18 protein-coding genes, 3 tRNA genes and 1 pseudogene are annotated in these 18,616 nt (G+C 61.9%); 14 read left to right on the top strand and 8 right to left on the bottom strand.

All coding sequences use genetic code 11. The features are described 5' to 3' along the window. Positions 1 to 101: 101 nt before the first annotated feature. The 7 genes and pseudogenes from LOKO_RS14290 (at position 102) to LOKO_RS14260 (ending at position 5,570) form a co-directional block, all read left to right on the top strand. Positions 102 to 1,388, top strand: coding sequence for a leucyl aminopeptidase (locus LOKO_RS14290; protein ID WP_235588876.1), 1,287 nt, complete (start codon positions 102 to 104; stop codon positions 1,386 to 1,388). Beyond that, positions 1,355 to 3,184: pseudogene (alaS, locus tag LOKO_RS14285) on the top strand (alanine--tRNA ligase); the annotation flags it as partial. The gene LOKO_RS14290 and the pseudogene alaS, both read left to right, overlap by 34 nt. Before the next feature lie 79 nt (positions 3,185 to 3,263). Further along, positions 3,264 to 4,514 carry an aspartate kinase gene (locus tag LOKO_RS14280; protein ID WP_066450799.1) on the top strand — a complete coding sequence of 417 codons (1,251 nt, stop codon included), beginning with the start codon at positions 3,264 to 3,266 and terminating at the stop codon, positions 4,512 to 4,514. Positions 4,515 to 4,724: 210 nt separating this feature from the next. Next, complete coding sequence (gene csrA / locus LOKO_RS14275) at positions 4,725 to 4,922, top strand: carbon storage regulator CsrA (RefSeq protein ID WP_066450796.1); 198 nt, start codon at positions 4,725 to 4,727, stop codon at positions 4,920 to 4,922. Positions 4,923 to 5,026: 104 nt separating this feature from the next. Further along, a tRNA-Ser gene (locus tag LOKO_RS14270) sits at positions 5,027 to 5,119 on the top strand. A 59-nt stretch (positions 5,120 to 5,178) separates the two neighbouring features. Further along, positions 5,179 to 5,255, top strand: a tRNA-Arg gene (locus LOKO_RS14265). Positions 5,256 to 5,493: 238 nt separating this feature from the next. Next, positions 5,494 to 5,570, top strand: a tRNA-Arg gene (locus tag LOKO_RS14260). A 168-nt stretch (positions 5,571 to 5,738) separates the two neighbouring features. Here LOKO_RS14260 and LOKO_RS14255 read toward each other — a convergent pair. Then, on the bottom strand, positions 5,739 to 6,749 hold the full coding sequence (locus LOKO_RS14255; RefSeq protein ID WP_235588874.1) for a tRNA dihydrouridine synthase: 1,011 nt from the start codon (positions 6,747 to 6,749) through the stop codon (positions 5,739 to 5,741). Positions 6,750 to 6,898: 149 nt separating this feature from the next. Between LOKO_RS14255 and LOKO_RS14250 the strand changes: the two genes are divergently transcribed. The 3 genes from LOKO_RS14250 (at position 6,899) to LOKO_RS14240 (ending at position 10,391) form a co-directional block, all read left to right on the top strand. Next, entirely contained in the window at positions 6,899 to 7,153 is a 255-nt protein-coding gene (locus LOKO_RS14250; RefSeq protein WP_066450788.1) for an OadG family protein, read from the top strand. 79 nt (positions 7,154 to 7,232) lie between these two features. Beyond that, complete coding sequence (oadA, locus tag LOKO_RS14245) at positions 7,233 to 9,056, top strand: sodium-extruding oxaloacetate decarboxylase subunit alpha (protein WP_066450784.1); 1,824 nt, start codon at positions 7,233 to 7,235, stop codon at positions 9,054 to 9,056. Between the two features lie 12 nt (positions 9,057 to 9,068). Beyond that, positions 9,069 to 10,391, top strand: a complete 1,323-nt coding sequence (locus tag LOKO_RS14240; RefSeq protein WP_066450782.1) for a sodium ion-translocating decarboxylase subunit beta — start codon at positions 9,069 to 9,071, stop codon at positions 10,389 to 10,391. Between the two features lie 128 nt (positions 10,392 to 10,519). Here LOKO_RS14240 and LOKO_RS14235 read toward each other — a convergent pair whose 3' ends face one another. The 4 genes from LOKO_RS14235 to LOKO_RS14220 all read right to left on the bottom strand — a co-directional run bounded on the left by LOKO_RS14235 (position 10,520) and on the right by LOKO_RS14220 (position 13,842). Then, on the bottom strand, positions 10,520 to 10,861 hold the full coding sequence (locus tag LOKO_RS14235; protein ID WP_066450779.1) for a 2Fe-2S iron-sulfur cluster-binding protein: 342 nt from the start codon (positions 10,859 to 10,861) through the stop codon (positions 10,520 to 10,522). 204 nt (positions 10,862 to 11,065) lie between these two features. Further along, a complete protein-coding gene (locus LOKO_RS14230) occupies positions 11,066 to 12,547 on the bottom strand; it encodes a hypothetical protein (protein WP_066450776.1) in 1,482 nt (493 codons plus the stop codon). 195 nt (positions 12,548 to 12,742) lie between these two features. Beyond that, a complete protein-coding gene (locus LOKO_RS14225; RefSeq protein WP_066450774.1) occupies positions 12,743 to 13,273 on the bottom strand; it encodes a chromate transporter in 531 nt (176 codons plus the stop codon). Then, positions 13,270 to 13,842, bottom strand: a complete 573-nt coding sequence (locus LOKO_RS14220; protein ID WP_066450772.1) for a chromate transporter — start codon at positions 13,840 to 13,842, stop codon at positions 13,270 to 13,272. The genes LOKO_RS14225 and LOKO_RS14220 overlap by 4 nt, the downstream gene beginning before the upstream one ends. Positions 13,843 to 14,020: 178 nt before the next feature. Here LOKO_RS14220 and LOKO_RS14215 point away from each other — a divergent pair, with 178 nt between their 5' ends. The 4 genes from LOKO_RS14215 (at position 14,021) to LOKO_RS14200 (ending at position 17,010) form a co-directional block, all read left to right on the top strand. Next, positions 14,021 to 14,674, top strand: coding sequence for a GntR family transcriptional regulator (locus tag LOKO_RS14215; RefSeq protein WP_066450770.1), 654 nt, complete (start codon positions 14,021 to 14,023; stop codon positions 14,672 to 14,674). A gap of 322 nt (positions 14,675 to 14,996) precedes the next feature. Beyond that, on the top strand, positions 14,997 to 15,785 hold the full coding sequence (locus LOKO_RS14210) for a creatininase family protein (RefSeq protein WP_066450768.1): 789 nt from the start codon (positions 14,997 to 14,999) through the stop codon (positions 15,783 to 15,785). Between the two features lie 67 nt (positions 15,786 to 15,852). Further along, complete coding sequence (locus LOKO_RS14205) at positions 15,853 to 16,164, top strand: hypothetical protein (RefSeq protein WP_066450766.1); 312 nt, start codon at positions 15,853 to 15,855, stop codon at positions 16,162 to 16,164. Positions 16,165 to 16,350: 186 nt separating this feature from the next. Next, positions 16,351 to 17,010 (top strand): GntR family transcriptional regulator, encoded by a 660-nt coding sequence (locus LOKO_RS14200; RefSeq protein WP_066450764.1) that lies wholly within the window; start codon positions 16,351 to 16,353, stop codon positions 17,008 to 17,010. On the opposite strand, the gene LOKO_RS14195 is transcribed toward LOKO_RS14200, so the two are convergent. From LOKO_RS14195 to LOKO_RS14185, 3 genes are all read right to left on the bottom strand, one after another. Next, positions 17,001 to 17,300 carry a DUF1330 domain-containing protein gene (locus LOKO_RS14195; RefSeq protein ID WP_066450761.1) on the bottom strand — a complete coding sequence of 100 codons (300 nt, stop codon included), beginning with the start codon at positions 17,298 to 17,300 and terminating at the stop codon, positions 17,001 to 17,003. The two genes, LOKO_RS14200 and LOKO_RS14195, sit on opposite strands and share 10 nt — an antisense overlap. Positions 17,301 to 17,374: 74 nt before the next feature. After that, positions 17,375 to 18,175 (bottom strand): aspartate dehydrogenase, encoded by an 801-nt coding sequence (nadX, locus tag LOKO_RS14190; protein ID WP_066450758.1) that lies wholly within the window; start codon positions 18,173 to 18,175, stop codon positions 17,375 to 17,377. Positions 18,176 to 18,266: 91 nt separating this feature from the next. Further along, positions 18,267 to 18,605, bottom strand: a complete 339-nt coding sequence (locus LOKO_RS14185; protein ID WP_066450756.1) for a 2Fe-2S iron-sulfur cluster-binding protein — start codon at positions 18,603 to 18,605, stop codon at positions 18,267 to 18,269. Between the last annotated feature and the right edge of the window lie 11 nt (positions 18,606 to 18,616).

Raw genomic sequence — 18,616 nt, 5'->3', positions numbered from 1 at the left:
CAATGGCGCCATGCCTTGAGTACACTGGGGTGACTCGGCAATGGCCTGGAGCCGTGCCGGCATTATCCAGAATCCCCCTTCGCTTGTCTTGTGGAGTCACAATGGAATTCCCAGTTCAGACGGCTAATCCCGCCAAGGCCGAAACGGCCTGCCTCGTGGTACCGGTTTTCAAGGAGGGCGACCTGCTGCCCACCGCCGCCAAGCTCGACGATGCCAGCGAGCGGCTGATCGGACAGCTTATCGAGCGCGGCGACTTCGATGCCAAGGCGGGCAGCGTACAGCTGGTGCCGTTTGCCCCCGGCCTGGGTGCTGACCGACTGATGCTGGTGGGCCTTGGCGAACAGGCCAAGTGCCACGAGCGCGCCTTCATCAAGGCGCTGGATGCTGCCTTCACCGCCTTGTCCGCGCTGCCGGTGGAAGATGTCGCGGTGGCCTTCACCGACGTCCCGGTACCCGATCGTGCCTGCGACTGGAAGGCGCGCATGGTGGCAGAATCCGCTCACCGTGCCGTTTACCGCTTCAACGAGTTCAAGTCAGAGCCGGCACCGGTACCCAGGCTGGCCCGTATCACGCTGCTGGTCAGCGAAGGTGGCAACGCCGCAGCGGCCCGGGAAGGCGCCCGTATCGGTGACGCCGTCGGCCAGGGCGTTGCCCTGACCCGCACCCTGGGCAACCTGCCGGGCAACGTCTGCACGCCGAGCTACCTGGCCAAGCAGGCGGAGTCCATGGGCAAGGAGTCGTCCGGCGCCCTTGCGGTCGAGATTCTCGACGAAGCGGCGCTGGAAGCACTGGGCGCCGGCTCGCTGTTGTCGGTCGGCCGGGGCAGCGAGGAGCCCACGCGGCTGATCGTGATGAAATACCAGGGTGCCGAGAACCCCGAGGAAGCCCCCCATGTGCTGGTGGGCAAGGGGATTACCTTCGATACCGGCGGTATCTCGCTCAAGCCCGGCGAGTCCATGGACGAGATGAAGTTCGACATGTGTGGCGCTGCCAGCGTGTTCGGCACCGCCAAGGCGGTTCTGGCGATCAAGCCCAAGCTCAACCTGGTCTTCATCGTCGCCGCCGCCGAGAACATGCCCGATGGCCGTGCCACCAAGCCCGGCGATATCATCAAGACCCTCAAGGGGCTGACGGTAGAGGTGCTCAACACCGACGCCGAGGGCCGCCTGGTGCTGTGCGATGCCCTGACCTACGCCGAGCGCTTCGAGCCTGCAAGCGTGGTCGACATCGCAACCCTCACCGGGGCGGCCATCATCGCCCTGGGCCACCACGCCACGGGGCTGCTCTCCAACGACGACGACCTGGCGCTGGACCTGCTGGACGCCGGCGAAGCCGCCTGGGACCGCGCCTGGCACATGCAGACACCACCACGCCTTCGCTGCGCGTGATCGCCGACCATATCCGCTCCTGCGCCTTTCTCATTGCTGATGGTGTGCTGCCCTCCAACGAGGGACGCGGCTATGTGCTGAGACGGATCATTCGCCGGGCCGTACGTCACGGCAATAAGCTGGGCGCCAAGGGCGACTTCTTCCACAAGCTGGTCGGGGCGCTGGACGCCGAGATGGGCGATGCCTACCCGGAGCTGCGCGAGGCGCGCCATCAGATCGAGCGTGTCCTGCTCAAGGAGGAGGAACAGTTCGCCCGTACCTTGGAGCATGGCATGAGCCTGCTGGAGGAGGCGCTGGAGGACCTGGAAGGCGACTTGTTGCCCGGCGAGACAGTATTCAAGCTCTACGATACCTTCGGCTTCCCCTACGACCTGACGGCAGATGTCTGCCGCGAGCGGGGCGTGACCCTCGACGCTGAGGGCTTCGAACGGGAGCTCGAGGCCCAGCGCGAGCGGGCCCGGGCAGCCAGCCAGTTCGGCGGCGACTACGGTGCCGCCCTGGAGCTCGAGGGTGAAACCCAATTCACCGGCTACGACCGGCTCGAGGACCGCGCCAACGTCACCGCCATCGTGGACCGTGAAGGCAACGCCCTGGCCAGCCTCGAGCCAGAGCAGCGTGGCCTGGTGGTGCTCGATCGCACGCCGTTCTACGGCGAGTCGGGCGGGCAGGTGGGGGATACCGGCTATCTCCACGTCGAAGGCGGCCGCTTCCTGGTCACCGATACTCAGAAGCAGGGCGGACACCACGTCCACCATGGCGTTTTACTCGAAGGTAGCCTGGCGGTTGGTGCCGAGGTCCATCCCCAGGTCGACGCCAGGCTGCGTGGCGCCACCATTCGCAACCACTCCGCCACCCACCTGATGCACAAGGCGCTGCGCCTGGTGTTGGGCGATCACGTCCAGCAGAAGGGCTCGTTGGTCACTCCGGAACGGCTGCGCTTCGACTTCAGCCACTTCGAGCCGATGACGCCGGAGCAGCTGGCGGAAGTGGAGCGACTGGTCAACGAGCAGATCCTGGCCAATGCGGCCACCCAAATCGAGCAGATGACCCTCGACCAGGCCAAGGAACGGGGCGCGGCAGCGCTGTTCGAGGCCAAGTATGCCGACAGCGTGCGCGTGCTGACTATTGGCGCCGACGACTTCTCCATCGAGCTCTGCGGCGGCACCCACGTGGCGCGCAGCGGCGATATCGGCTGCTTCCATATCGTCAGCGAGCAGGGCATCGCTTCGGGTGTGCGACGCATCGAGGCGATCACCGGCGAGGGAGCGCTGGCTTGGTTCCGTGAGCAGGAGGCCAGGGTCAATCGCATCGGCGAGCGGCTCAAGGCCAGGCCGGAGCAGGTGGAGGAACGGGTCGAATCGCTGGTCGAGCGTAACCGTGCGCTGGAAAAGGAGCTCGAGCGGCTCAAGGCCAAGCTGGCCAGCGCCGCCGGCAGCGACATGCTGAGCGAGGCCCGTGAGATCGGCGGCATCAAGGTGCTTGCCACCCAACTGGAGGGGGTTTCCGGCAAGGAACTGCGCGGCGTGCTGGATCAGCTCAAGCAGAAGCTGGGCTCCGGCGTCGTGGTGCTGGGCGTGGCCGACAGGGAGGCCGGCAAGGTGAGCCTGATCGCCGGCGTCACCGACGACCTGACCTCCCGCGTCAAGGCCGGAGAGCTGGTCAACCATGTCGCCTCCCAGGTAGGCGGCAAAGGCGGCGGGCGGGCCGATATGGCCCAGGCAGGGGGGAGCGACGTCGCAGCCCTGCCTGGAGCCCTGCAGAGCGTGCCGGCCTGGCTTGAGCAGCGTCTGCAGTAATATCCCGGGCCGGCAACAGCGAGCCCGGCCCTTTCACGCATACGAGCGCTTACACTCGAAGAACGAGGGAAAACCGCATATGGCACTATACGTTCAGAAATTCGGCGGCACCTCGGTGGGCTCCGTGGAGCGCATCAAGGCCGTGGCCGAGAAGGTCAAGGGCTTCCGCGACCAGGGCCACCAGATCGTCGTCGTCCTGTCCGCCATGAGTGGCGAGACCAACCGCCTCATCGGCCTGGCCAACGAGATCAACGACGAGCCGACGCCCCGGGAGATGGACATGCTCGTCTCCACCGGCGAGCAGGTCACCATTTCGCTGCTGGCCATGGCGCTGCACAAGCTGGGCGTGCCTGCGACCTCCTATACCGGCTCCCAGGTGGGCATTCTCACCGACAGCTCTCACACCAAGGCACGCATCCAGCGCATCGAGACCGACGAGATGCGTGAGGACCTGGACGACAACAAGGTGGTGGTCGTCGCCGGCTTCCAGGGTGTCGACGAGGAGGGCAATATCACCACGCTCGGCCGCGGCGGTTCCGATACCACCGGTGTGGCCCTGGCGGCGGCACTCAAGGCCGACGAGTGCCAGATCTACACCGACGTGGATGGCGTCTACACCACCGACCCCCGCGTATGCTCCAAGGCCCAGCGCCTGGACACCATTACCGTCGAGGAGATGCTCGAGCTGGCGAGCCTCGGCTCCAAGGTGTTGCAGATCCGCGCCGTTGAATTCGCCGGTAAATACAATGTGCCGCTGCGCGTGCTGTCCAGTTTCCAGGATGGCCCCGGTACCCTGATCGTTGCTGACTCCGACCAAGACGAGGACTCCATGGAAGAACCGCTTATCTCCGGTATCGCCTTCACCGCCAACGAGGCCAAGCTCACCCTGCTCAATACCCCCGATGTGCCCGGCGTGGCGTCACGGATTCTGGGCCCGATCGCCGATGCCAACATCGAAGTCGACATGATCGTGCAGAACGTGGCGCCGGCAGGCGACTACACCGACTTCACCTTCACCGTGGCCAAGGGCGACTACAAGCAGACGATGAAGATCCTCCAGGAGCAGGTGCTGCCTGACCTGGGCGAGGGCGAGGTGAAGGGCGACGACAACATCGCCAAGGTGTCGCTGGTGGGGGTCGGGATGCGCTCCCACGCCGGTGTAGCTTCCAAGATGTTCCGCGTACTGGCCGACGAGAACGTCAATATCCGCATGGTTTCAACCTCCGAAATCAAGATTTCGGTGGTTATCGACGAGAAGCACATGGAGCTTGCGGTCAAGGCGCTGCACAAGGCCTTCGGCCTGGACAAAAGCGATATTGAAAGCGAATAGCTCAGAAAGCATCGAGCTTAACCTGTATCTTCTACGCTGGAGGGAGGTCGATGACACCACAACAAATCGACTTCCCTTCAACGCATCCATGGTGTCATGGTGCGCGTCGGTGGTGCATAGTGGTGTCATGCCACATAATATGTTTAGTTTAATGGCGTCGATTGGATCGTCGCGTATCCCGTTGCTAGTCGTCTGAGAAGGAGATCAGTCATGCTCATCCTGACCCGCCGTGTCGGCGAAACCCTGATGATCGGTGATGACATCACCGTGACAGTCCTTGGCGTCAAGGGCAATCAGGTCCGTATCGGTGTCAATGCACCCAAGGATGTTGCTGTACACCGTGAGGAGATCTATCAGCGCATACAGCGCGAGAAGTCTGACGAAGGGGGTGGCGGCGCAGCATCTTGAGAGAGCCATAACGAGACGCTGGCGATTCAGCCCGGAAGAAACAAATCCCTGAATACGCTAGACAAAGCGGCGCAGAGGCGATAGAGTATGCGCCGTGTCGTGAGGGAGAGGTGGCCGAGTGGCTGAAGGCGCTCCCCTGCTAAGGGAGTATGGGGTTTATAGCCCCATCGAGGGTTCGAATCCCTCCCTCTCCGCCATCGCGGCACGTGCCAAGGTATAAGTGGTAGATCGAGCAAGAAGCGTTGGAGAAAGCAACGCGCCCGTAGCTCAGCTGGATAGAGTACCTGACTACGAATCAGGGGGTCGGAGGTTCGAATCCTCCCGGGCGCGCCATGTTGCCAGAGCGCATGATGGCGACATGATCATCGAGTCCTTCGCGTAGAGCTAGTGTTCATGGCCCTGGAGCTGGTGTTCATAGCCCTAATTGGTTTAACGATAAGTGGTTTAGCGATAAGAGACGTAGCACTTATTGAATAGTGCCAAGTAATATCGTGCAAAGCGGCATGAATGTAGCAGCACGGTACTACGTGTAACGTTTCAAGTATCAAGGCAAGTCACGGTTATACCGTTCGCGCCCGTAGCTCAGCTGGATAGAGTACCTGACTACGAATCAGGGGGTCGGAGGTTCGAATCCTCCCGGGCGCGCCAGATTCAGACCCGCCCTCCATGTGAGGGCGGGTCTTCTGTTTGTGGCCATTGAGCCAGCCCGCTTCTGCTAGTGGCATCGGCCTGTTCAGGGATGATTGCGCCGGCTGCGATCGTTTGGGGTGACGTTGCCTGTCGACGTCCACCCCTTTTTTATGGTTCGGCTTACACTCACGACTCAAGAGAGACGAGCCCGGACTCAAGCGGGTTCGAGAGCGGCCCTTGCGCCGGGGTCGCCGCAAGCCCGGCGAGCAGAGTATCGAGGTCGGTAATGCGCTTGAGTTGCTCGAAGCGCTGAGCCGCCATGGCATCCCGGTAGCGCATCTGGTTCAGCCACTGCTTGACCAGTGATACCACTACCCGAGCTTGCAGTTTTTCGCGCTGCGTTGCAGCATAGGCGACAAGCATCGCTGCACGGGCCTGCCAACTGGTATCGAGGAGGCGTTCGCCGGTGCATAGCCAATGACGAATGCGGGGTGCCAGCCAGGGGTCCGCAAGGGCGCCACGACCCAGCATGACATCCTGGCAGCCAGATAACGTTCTCGCTTTCCAGTAGTCTTCCAGGCTCCAGATATCGCCATTGGCGACCACGGGTATGCTCAGGTGTCGGCGTATACGACCGATCCATTCCCAGTGGGCCGGTGGCCGATAGCCTTCGTCGCGGGTGCGGGCATGCACCACGAGCTGTGACGCGCCGCCGTCTTCGGCTGCCCCGGCGCAGGCCAGGGCGAGGCGGCGGTTGGAAAAGCCGAGACGGATCTTGGCTGTTACCGGTATGGCGTGGCCGACCGTGTCATGTACGGCAGCTACCGCCGCGTAGACCCGGCGGGGATCGCGCAGCAGCGAGGCGCCGCCATCATGGCGATTGACCAGCTTGGCCGGGCAGCCGAAATTGAGATCGATGCTGCGCACGCCCAGCTGCAGGGCCTGCCGGGCATTGGCAGCCAGGGCGCTGGGATCGCTGCCCAGCAGCTGCAGATGCACCGGCACACCAGAAGGGGTGCGGGCCGGGAGTCGGGCGAGCTCGGGGCAGATCTTGTGGTAGACCCGTGGCGGCAGGCGGGCATCGACAACGCGCACGAATTCGGTGACCGTCCAGTCGAAGCCGGGCAGTCGCGTTAGCAAGTCGCGGGTGACGGAGTCGATCACTCCTTCCATGGGGGCGAGCCCGATACGGCCCATCTCACGGCCTCCTTGTAGTAAATTAACAACGCTGGCTTCCACCATGGGGCGCTTGCAATCTGTCCTGAGTGTGGCAGTTTAGACGACCGGATTTCTACGCTATACGACCTGATGGCGGCTGTTCGTGGTCAGGTTACGGGAGAAGGCGAATGCAGGATCTGCAGCTGTTACATGACGGTCTGGCCCTGATGGGCGTCGGCATGGGATTTGTTTTTGTTTTTCTTACCGTGCTCGTGCTGACCACAAGCTTGATGTCGCTGGTCATTCGCCGCCTGGCCCCCACACCGCCTGCCGTGCAGCCCGCCGCCGGGAAAGGCGTGGCGCCCACCGCTGACAGGACCGATGATGCCGAACTCATGGCCGTCATCAGCACCGCCGTCCATCGTTACCGCCATCGCCGCTGACTCGCTACTGGCTGAGAGTGCGGCGAGGGCGCGCCATATTACTACATAACTACACTGCCATCTCTACGGGGTCATCGTCATGAGTGAGACCAAGCGCCCGCTGGGCATCACCGACGTCGTGCTGCGCGACGCCCATCAGTCGCTGTTCGCGACCCGCATGCGCCTGGACGACATGCTGCCGATCGCCGAGAAGCTCGACCGTGTCGGCTTCTGGTCGCTGGAGTCCTGGGGCGGAGCCACCTTCGACGCCTGTATCCGCTATCTCGGTGAAGATCCGTGGGAGCGGATACGGGCGTTGAAGGAGGCCATGCCCAATACGCCACAGCAGATGCTGCTACGTGGACAGAACCTGCTGGGCTATCGGCACTACGGCGACGATGTGGTCGACCGTTTCGTCGAGCGGGCCAAGACCAACGGCGTCGATGTCTTCCGCGTGTTCGATGCCATGAACGATCCGCGCAACCTGGAGCGCGCCATCAAGGCAGTGCGCGACGTGCAGGGCCACGCCCAGGGCACGATCTCCTATACCGTCAGCCCGGTGCATACCCTGGACAGCTGGGTGGAGCTCTCCGAGACCATTGCCGACATGGGGGCCGATTCCCTGTGCATCAAGGACATGGCCGGCCTGCTGACCCCCTATGACGCCTTCGAGCTGGTCTCGCGACTGAAGAAGGCGCTGTCGATCCCGATCCACATGCAGTGCCATGCCACCACCGGGATGTCCACTGCCTCGATCCTCAAGGCCGTGGAGGCCGGCATCGACAACGTCGATACCGCCATCTCTTCCATGTCGATGACCTACGGCCATAGCCCCACTGAATCAGTGGTCGCCATCCTGCGGGGCACCGAGCGCGACACCGGCCTGGACCTCGAACTGCTCGAGGAGATCGCCGGCTATTTCCGCGAGGTGCGCAAGAAGTACGCCGCCTTCGAAGGTTCTCTGAAGGGCATCGACTCCCGCATTCTGGTGGCCCAGGTGCCCGGCGGCATGCTCACCAACATGGAAGGCCAGCTCAAGGAGCAGGGTGCCGGCGACAAGCTTGACGACGTGCTGGGCGAGATACCGCGTGTCCGCGAGGACCTGGGCTATATCCCGTTGGTGACGCCGACATCACAGATCGTTGGTACACAGGCGGTAATGAACGTGATGATGGGCGAGCGCTACAAGTCGATCTCCAAGGAAGTCCAGGCGCTGCTCAAGGGTGAATACGGTGCTGCCCCCGCTCCCTTGAACAAGGAACTGCAGCAGCGCGTGCTGGAGGGTGGGGAGCCGATTACCTGCCGTCCTGCCGACCTGCTCGAGCCGGAAATGGACAGGCTCGCCGCCGAGCTCAAGGAGAAGGCCAAGGCCGAGGGTATCCGCCTCGCTGAGGGCGAGCGTGAGATCGATGACGTTCTCACCTACGCGCTGTTCCCGCAGATCGGCCTCAAGTTCCTCAAGAATCGCGACAATCCCGATGCCTTCGAGCCGGTGCCCCAGGCGGCGGAAGCCCAGCCCGCGGCCAGCCTGCCGGCCACGACGCAGGCCAAGGTGCCGGCGCAACAGGGCGCTGCCCCGAGCGGTCCCGAGACCTACACCGTCAAGGTGAACGGCAAGGCCTATGTAGTGGAAGTGGCCGAGGGTGGCGAAATCGGCGAGGTGTCGGAGCAGGCGGGCGCAGCCCCGGCGCCGGCCACACCGGCCGGGCCCAGCGGCGCGACAATCGCCGCACCCTTGGCAGGCAACATCTTCAAGGTCAACGTCAAGCCGGGTGACGCGGTAAAGGAAGGTGATGTCGTCATCATCCTCGAGGCCATGAAGATGGAAACCGAAGTGCGTGCCTCAAGCGACGGCACTGTCTCCATGGTCAAGGTCAGCGAAGGCGACAGTGTGTCCGTCGGCGACGTGCTCATCGAGCTTTAAGGGTCCACCATCATGGAACATTTATTGACCCTGTGGGAGGGCTCGGGCCTATACAACCTGACCCTCGGCCAGGCGGTAATGATCGCGGTGGGCCTGATCCTTCTTTACCTGGCCATCGCCAAGAAATTCGAGCCGCTGCTGCTGGTGCCGATCGGCTTTGGCGGCATTCTCGCTAACATTCCAGAGGCGGGCCTGGCTATCTCCGCACTGGATCAGGCCATCGAGGTGGCGCGCCCCGCGGTGCTTCACCAGATCGCCTCGGCGCTGGGGGCGACGCTTGACCCGTTGGCCGGCGAAGAAGCCTGGCGGGCCACCCTCAAGGCGCTTATCGACAACGGCGCCGCGCCCGACCAGCTTCGTGCTGCCAAGGACGTGGCGATCAATGTCGGCTATGGCGACGGCCTGCTTTACACGTTCTATACCGTGGCCGTTGCCTCGGGGATCGCGCCGCTGCTGATCTTCATGGGCGTGGGGGCCATGACCGACTTCGGTCCGCTGCTGGCCAACCCGCGTACTCTCTTCCTGGGGGCTGCAGCGCAGTTCGGCATCTTCGCCACGGTGTTCGGCGCGGTGGGCTTGTCGGCGATGGGCTGGATGGACTTCTCCCTGGAGCAGTCGGCCGCCATCGGCATCATCGGCGGGGCCGACGGACCCACCTCGATCTATGTCTCCAGTGTGCTGGCCCCGGAGCTGCTGGGTGCAATCGCTGTGGCCGCCTACGCCTACATGGCGCTGGTACCCATGATACAGCCGCCGATCATGAAACTGCTGACCAGCAAGAAGGAACGCGAGATCACCATGACCCAGCTGCGGCCGGTGTCGAAGCTGGAAAAGATCGTCTTCCCTCTGTTGCTGTTGATGCTGGTGGCGGTGTTCCTTCCAGACGCAGCACCGCTGCTGGGCATGTTCTGCTTCGGCAACCTGATGCGTGAGTGTGGCGTGGTGGAGCGGCTTACCGACACCGCGCAGAACGCACTGATCAACATCGTCACCATCGTGCTGGGGCTCGCCGTGGGCTCGCGACTGATGGCCGAGACCTTCCTTGCCCAGGAAACGCTGGGGATCATGGCGCTTGGCATGGTGGCGTTTGCCATCGGCACTGCGGCGGGGGTGCTCATGGCCAAACTGATGAACGTCATGAGCAAGATGCCAATCAACCCGTTGATCGGTGCCGCAGGGGTCTCTGCGGTGCCCATGGCGGCTCGTGTCGCCAACAAGGTGGGCCTTGAGTCCAACCCGCACAACTTCCTGCTGATGCATGCCATGGGGCCCAACGTGGCCGGAGTCATCGGCTCTGCGGTGGCGGCGGGGGTAATGATCAAGTATCTGGGCTAGCGCGGCGCCGACAGCTTGCCTAAGGAAAAAGCCCATCAGTTTTCATGCCTGATGGGCTTTTCTGTTGATGGGATTGGGTGTTGAGGGAAGCCTGCTCGGGAGCTGTGCCGGCGACACCTGAAGCGACACTAGGAATTGGTCGTGGTGCCGGGCATCTTCGAGGCGGCTGGGGCGGCGGCAGCCTCCTGGGCCAGTTCCAGATCTTCTTCGACCCAAAGCTGGCAGGCAAGGCGATATCCCTGCTCGAGACGTGATCCCAGCATCTTCTTCTCCTTCCAGTTGGGCTCGGCAAGCGTTTCCCCACCCTTGAGCACCTTGCACATGCACTTGGCACACTTGCCCATGCCGCAGCCGTAGCTGAGATGGGGGTAGGGAAACTGGCGTATACCGGCACGCACGACCAAATTGGTCTTGGGCTGGACTTCGCCTTCGAATACCTCGCCGTTCTTGTGAATCTTGATCAGGGGCATATCGTCACCTAGCTCATTATCGTCAGATCGTGCATGAGGATCTCTCTGCACAGCGTCTGCTTTGCCTTCTGGCATATGGTATACCATGTTCCAGAAGGTGGGTTTCGTCAACCCTCCGTTCCTCTATTTTTTCTTTCCCTGCATAAAAAACTCACCCGGCGCCTAGATGCCGGGTGAGTAGTTGACAGTCAACTTGTGTCGGTCCTACATCAGCAGGAATACGGCAAGCAGCGAGGCTACAACGATACCCGTGATGACCGGTACGAAGTTACGCCGCACCAGGGCTGCGGGGCTGACGCCGGCAATGCCTGCATCAGCTGCCACGCCGAAGGCCCAGGCCGCCAGCGTGCCGCCGCCGGCGAAAATCGCTGCCACCTGGCCGAGGGCTGCCAGCACATGGATGTCGACATTGGCTGCGGTACCCAGTGCACCTGACAGTGAACCCACTAGCGGAAGGCCGGAGAAGCCCGAGCCGTCCATGCCGGAGAGCAGACCGATGAAGGCCATGCCGAAGGTCAGCAGGAAGATATTGCCATCGATGTAGTGGCCGATATTGTGGCCGATATCGAAGAGGAAGCCTGATGCACCTGCACCAATGACCTCGGCGGAATGGCCTGGGTGACCGAGGAAGAAGAAACCGGCGATGGGTATGATCGGTGCGAAGATCTTGATGGCGAAGAAGAAGCCCTCGCGAGTATAGGTGCTGATGCCGTCCAGGGCATGGTGGCCGTGGGAAGCGAACGAGGAGAGCACCAGCAGGATCGTTGCCGTGCCGCCCAGCAAGGCTGTGGCGCCGCCACCGCGAATGGCCTGGTCGGGCATGAACACGGCGCGATAGATCATCAGTCCGGCGATGCTGAGCAGGATGATGGGTACCGCAATGGCAAAGAGGCGGGCGTAGGGGCCGGCCTCGGGCTCCTCCTCTTCCTTGACTGTCTCAGTCTGCACCGCTGCGGCACCTGCCGAACGGGGGGCAAAGACCTCGTCACCCTTGGGCGCCTCGAGCACGCCGGATCGCATATCCCGACGCAGTTGCAGGCAGGCCAAGGTGATGGCAACGACACCCACGACGACTGAGAACAGCAGGGTATAGGGTACCAGCGTGGTGGTTTCAATCCCCGCGGCACTGGCTGTCAGGCGGCTGGCGCCCTGAATGATGGGGTCGGCCGACAGGGCCATGCCGTGGCCGAACAGGTTAACGGCCATGGCTGCGCCGATGGCGGGCAGGCCGACCTGCATGGCAACCGGGATCAGTACGGTACCCACCAGGGCGACGGCGGGTGTGGGCCAGAAGAAGGCCGCCGCGATATACATTGTCACGCCGAGCACGAAGAAGGCGGTCCAGGGGCCTACCATCAGCTTCTTCATGGGGGCGACCATGAGCCGATCGGCGCCCTGGCTCTGTAGCGATTTTAGCATCGCCACCATCAGGGCGATGACCAGCATAATATCGAACAGTTCGGTGCCGGCATTCAATAGAGCCCGAAAGACTACCTGTACGGCAAAGATAACCTGATTGAGCGCGCCGTCGTGCTGAGGCTCGGCGAGCAGGCCCAGCATGAAGATACCGATTATCGAGGGGACGATGACCCCTTTGCGAAAGCCGATGGAGACGAAGATCGCCAGGATGACCAGTAGGAACACCCAGTGCGACGCGGTTAGTTGTACCTGTTCAAGTTGTTCCATATTGCACCTTGGATTGTGTTTGTCAGGTTGGATAGGCGTTGTTTTTATCGCTCGTTGCCTTGTTGCCGTGCCGTTTCGCCAGGTTCAGGCGAAGGGCACCGGCGCGTCTATGCGCCTGGGATTCAGAAAGACGTTGGCTGCATGGGTAATCTCCAGTCTGGTCAATGGCCAGCCTTTTGTGAGGCTGCCTGTGGGTTAGCCCAGCATCACGGCGCCATAGAGCAGTGCGCCCAATACCACGATTGCGGGGTGGGTGCTGAAGCGAAGCAGGGCGATAGCCGCCGCCGCTGCGATCAGTAGCGTGTGGGCCAAGCCGGCCCCATTGACGCCTTCCATGAAGAAACTGGCCACAAGCCACGCCATCATCATGGCGATGACGGGGCGGACCCACTGGCTCATGCGCTTCACGCGCGGCGATTCGCGGTGGCGATAAAGCAGGCCCAGTGCGCCCAGCATCAGCAGCAGCGAGGGTACGACCGTGGCGAACACAGCTATGAGGGCGCCACCAAGGCCGGCGACCTCATAGCCCACGTAACCGGCCATCTTGGTGGCGATGGGGCTGGGCAGGGCATTGCCCAGAGCCAGGATCTCAGCGAACTCCTGGCCGCTCATCCAGCCGTAACGGCCGACCACTTCTGCCTCGATCAGCGGAATGATGGCCGGACCACCGCCGTAGCCGATGATGTTGGGAATGAAGAAGGCGAGAAACAGCTCGAAATGAATCATGGCGCCGTTCCCTCTGCTGCCTTCGCTTTCGAGATTGGCTGCAGCAGTGCCGTAACGAGAATGGCGCCGATGACCCAGCCCGGATGGATGCCGACCCAATAAATGAGACCGCCGGCGATGACTGCCATAGCCAGGCTTACCGTCCAGCCGAGAACCAGGCGGGACTTGTGCAGAAAATCCCAGGCGAGCTGGGCCATCATCACCATGACGACCGGCACTACGCCCTGTCCCATGCCATGGATCCAGCTTACGTCGCGGTATCGGCTGAACAGCCCCAGCATGAGTATCATGGCCACGATCATTGGCAGGATCACCGCAAGGACAGCATTGATGCAGCCGGCCAGGCCGCCGATGCGATAGCCGATGTAGCCCGGCATCTTGGTGGCGATGGGGCCGGGCAGGGTATTGGCGATGGCCAGGATGTCAGCAAACTCTTCGTCTTCCAGCCAGCCATGGCGCTTGACCACTTCCTGGTGTACCAAAGGGATCATGGAAGGGCCTCCACCAAAGCCCAGAAGGCCGATCCGGAGGAAGGAAAAAAAGATTCTGCCCTGTATCGATGCACTCATGGGACGGTCGTCCTTGCTGGGCTGCTATGGGATAAAATCATTGAAATCATCATCATACTGGAACAAGGCCGTGTGTTTTCCTGGTAATAATCGATTATTTAACCTAGAATATGATGCATAAAAGAGAGTCGTCAAGACTTCGGTATACCAAATCCCAAAATAATTTTGGAAGCACGCCATGACACATAATGCAAAGCAACCGGGGGCTACGGCATCGAGTCGGATTTTCGAGGTCCTGCGCCAGGACCTGTTGAGCGGGCGATTCGGCGCCGGTGAGAGGTTGTCAATTAGCTCGCTCAAGGAAACCTATCAGGTGGGGCTGAGCCCGCTGCGTGAAGCACTCAATCGGCTGGCGGCCTATGGCCTGCTACGGCAGGAGAACCAGCGTGGTTTTCGGGTGCTTGAGCTGACCCGAAGCGAGCTCGACGACATTGCCGAGATGCGACGACAGATGGAGGGAATGGCGATCGAGCGTGCCATCGCCAATGGCGACGAGGAGTGGGAATCCCAGTTGCTGGCGGCCAATCATCGTCTGACCCGTGCCGGGTCCTCGACCCCATTGCGAGAGTGGGAACAGCTGCACACCCGGTTCCACAACGCCCTGGTGGCGCCCTGCGGCTCCGTCTGGCTGCTGCGCTTCATCAGCCAGTTGCACGACCAGTTCGATCGATATCGTCGAGTCGCGCCCAGTGCTCCGGAGCTCAGGCAGCGGCTCGATGCCCAACACGGCGAGCTTGTGGCGCTGGCTCTGGCCCGTGATGCGAAGGGGGCTCGCGCATTGATCGAGGAACACATCACTCTCTCCAGTCAGGTGGCGCAGCGCAGCTGTTAGTTAAGTGGGCCTATGCCGCTCAGGAAGTTGTCCGGATGCGGCCAGTATCGCCGGCTTTCCGCGCAGCGCCCGGAGACGGTGCGATCGACCCTGGGCGCGTCGGTGCCGCGGGGTAAGCGCGTGAATCGTTCAGGCGTTCCTGGGCATGCCAGGAGCAGATTGCATTGAGCGACCTCCGGGACTTTACAGGGCGGCATCAAGTGCGTTAGTTTCAGGCATACGGTATACCAAATGCCAGAAGGCTCTGACGACACTGGGCTTTGTCGCGTAGCGCCGGTTGCGAGATAGCCGACAGCAGGGCGGGGCCCGAAAGGAGAACCGAATGAACGGTTTTGTACTAACCGAAATGACCTGGCCAGAGGTCGAGGATGCCCTGAAGACCGCACGCATGGCCATCATTCCTGTGGGTGCCCATGAGCAGCATGGCCCGCACATGAATGAAAGCTGCGATGCGGTGCTGGCCACCGAAATGGCCAAGCGACTCGCCACGGCACTTCACCCCGAGGTATTGGTGACCCCCACCGTCAACATGGGGGTGTCACCGCATCACATGAATTTCCCGGGAACTATCAGCCTGCGGCCCGAAACCCTGCTGGCACTCTTGCGGGACATGGTGGAATCGCTGAAACGGCACGGTATCACCCGGGTCCTGTTCCTCAACGGCCATGGCGGCAATCAGTCGACCCTTGGTCTGGCCTGCACCAGCCTTACCCAGGAGCTCGGTGTGGCGTGCTACTACGCCAAGACCACCGCAGCGGCCAAGAAAGCGATGAAGGAGCACATTCACTCAACGCTCTATGGTCATAGCTGTGAGCGAGAAGTGTCGGAGGCGTTTTACCTGGCGCCTCACCTGGTCCGCCCCGAGAGGCTGGAGAAGGGAGACATTGTATCTGGCGGGCGCTGGGAGGCGCTGCGGCCTGGCAATCCCATCCAGGGTTTCTACCGTTACGAGGAGATGACGCGAAACGGCTGTATAGGGGATGCCACCCAGGCCAGCTACGAGATCGGCCAGGCGATCGTCGAGGAGGCGCTGGAGGGCTTGACGGCGGCAGTTCGGGAACTGCTGGCCGGCCCGGTAGAAACGGCGCCACCGACGCCGGAAATCGCCTGAGGCCGCCTGTCGGCCTGATCACACTATCCAGCGGCATGCCATTACAATGATGAAAGAGGGCACTGACATGTACATCATCCTGACAAGCAAATCCGACGAATACGATGCCAGGCCGGACAACGGCATCTCTCCGGTCGAGACCTATGCCTACTACTTCTACGGCAAGAAAAAAGCCGACTTCACCATTGCCGAAGTCGCTGCCGATGGCAGTCGTGTCAGCATCGTAGAGTGTGGCGATAACGGGCAGACCAATAGTGTGCCGATCAAGTTCTTCGAGAAGTTTGCGACCGTCGAAGAGGCCCGCCAGGAGCTGAAGCAACTGGTCACCTTCGGCACCATCGATACGCGCCTCGAAAAGGTTGCCGCGACGACGTCCTAGCCTTCCGGACGCATCTACTACGATTCAGCCCCTTGGTTTCCCCAGGGGGCTTTTCGTTGCATCGATAGAGACAGGGATGCGGGACTGCACCCTCAAGGTGCTTCGTATGCCAGGAAAGTTCCGCTGTGGTACCCTGTTACATCTGATTATTTCTCGTTTTTTTTGGCCACTCGAAGGTAAGTCCCCATGGCAGAGACCTGGACTCAGGAAGACCTCTCCCCGATCCGCGACAAGGTGTATGTCTACCTCAAGGACGCGATACTGCGTGGGGAATACAAGGCGGGCGATCGGTTGGTCGAGCGGGTATTGGCCGAGAAACTCAATATCAGTCGTACCCCCATCCGCGAGGCGCTGTTTCGACTCGAGACCCAGCGTTTCGTGCGAACGGTGCCGCGCAAGGGAGTTGTGGTCAACGAGATCACCCAGGCCGAGATCCTGGAAGTCTTCATGATCCTGGCTTCGCTCGAGTCGCTGGCCGCCCGGCTGGCGGCACAGAAGGTCAGCGACGGGATCATCGCTGAAATCGACCAGCTCATGGCCGAGATGGAGGAGGCGTTGAACAACGGGGGTGGCGACGAGGTCGAGCTCAACGTCAAGTACAACGAGCTGATTGGGCGGGCCTCCGGCAATCCCAAGCTTCACGAGATGCTGGTCGACCTCAAGGATTACGTGCGTGCCTTCTCAAATCTCAGCAGCGCCTTGCCCGGCCGCACCAAGGCGGCCCTGCGTGAGCACCAGGACGTGTTGAGCGCGATCCGCAGTGGAGAAGCAGACTTGGCCGAGAATTTTACCCGCATCCACCTCGAAAAGTCCCGCCAGGCCTATATGAGCCGCTCTCAGGCTTGAGAGACGCCTCCGACAAGCCGAATATCCCTGACCGCGCCATCGCCGAGGGCTTCCAGCGCTGCAGCGTAAGCCTCACCATCATGCGTCGCACGGGCACTCTCCAAATCGGGAAACTCGATGATGATGGTGCGGTCCTGTTGGCCGTCCTCATAGGCATACGCCGCCACATCCCTGGCCAGGAAGACGCCGCCGCCAGCGGCGATGGCCGGGATTGCCAGCTGTATATAGCTGGCATACTTCTTTGGATCGGATATTTCACGATAGCAAGAGACCCAATAGGCTTTGCTCATCTCTAAAACTCCTTGGTAGGTGAATTCCCACGTATTCCGGGCCGGCATCGCAAGGTTTACCGTGCCCGTAGCCTCTAGCCGATGACGAGAGGAGAAGAGAGATTCTTCAATGCGCGTGCCACACTCATGGCGACGATATACCCGGTCTTGGGGTTGTTCGGGGACGGGGTATTCTGCACCTCAATGCGGACTTCGCCGAATAGCCCCTTGGCCGAGACCTCGTGGACGTTCTTGTCGATGGTGGGGTCGACCAGCACCCGTACCCGGGTCGCCTCGAAGCCTACGCCTGCCAGGCTCAGGGCCGCCGAGACGTTGACGCTCTCGGGGAAGACCCGCGATGACTCCCGCGCATTGCCTTCGAAAATCACGGTGGGCTTCTCGACCGTATCGAGATCCACCACCTCTTCAGCAAACGTGCCGCGCCAGGCCTTAACCGGCTTGCGGGTGGTGAGTGTCACGCTGTCGAGCGGGCCCTGGGCGGCTGCGGCGATGCGGTCGAGGCCGGCGATAGCGGCGGAGGGGACCAGCACCCGTCTGCCATGCCGGCTGGCGCTGTCCATGACCCGGTCATGCAGGGCCTGATCGCAGAAGGCACCGACCGACACCACCATGAAGTCGCAGCCATGGCAGAGCGATGTCTCGGCGTAGCGGATCACGGCTTCATGACCAGCAGTTTCGACCACCACATCGGGATGGCAGGCGAAGAAGGCCTCTTCGCTGTCGGTGATCAGGCCGCCCTCCAGGGTATTGGCATACTTGGCGGTGTCGCGTACCAGGACGGCGGCCAGCCGGGTGTTGCCCGCCTGACCGCCGAGGATGGCTTCGGCGACATCCCTGCCTGCCGTGCCATAACCGATGAGTCCAACACGTATCATATGACCTCGCAATTGTTGTACTGGACCAGCCGCTACCCTGCTGTCGGCGCAAGCCGGACGCTGCGAGCCGGTCGGGGAAAGAGGGCCTGCTTCAGGCTTCCGTCTTGGGCTTGATCTGGCCGGCCTTGATGGGCTTTGCCGGCTTGCTCTCATCCCAGGAGACCTTCACGCTGCCGGTGAGGAAGGTCTGGCAGGCCATGCGATAGCCTTGGCTGATCTCTTCAGGGCTCAGCAGCTTCTCCTCCTTCTTCTTCACGGCATCGGTGTTTTCGATGCCCTCCTCGATAAGGCACTTGCAGGTACCGCAGAGGCCGCCGCCGCACTTGAAGGGAATGCCTCCCTTCTCGCGCAGCGAGACGCGCAGCAGATTGGAGTCCTCCGGGGCGGAGATGGTCTTGTTGTCGTTGGTGATGAAGGTGATGTCTAGCATGGTGGCAACCT

Source organism: Halomonas chromatireducens (genome assembly GCF_001545155.1).
Classification (GTDB): Bacteria; Pseudomonadota; Gammaproteobacteria; order Pseudomonadales; family Halomonadaceae; genus Halomonas; species Halomonas chromatireducens.
This window is presented reverse-complemented; position numbering and strand designations above follow the sequence as displayed.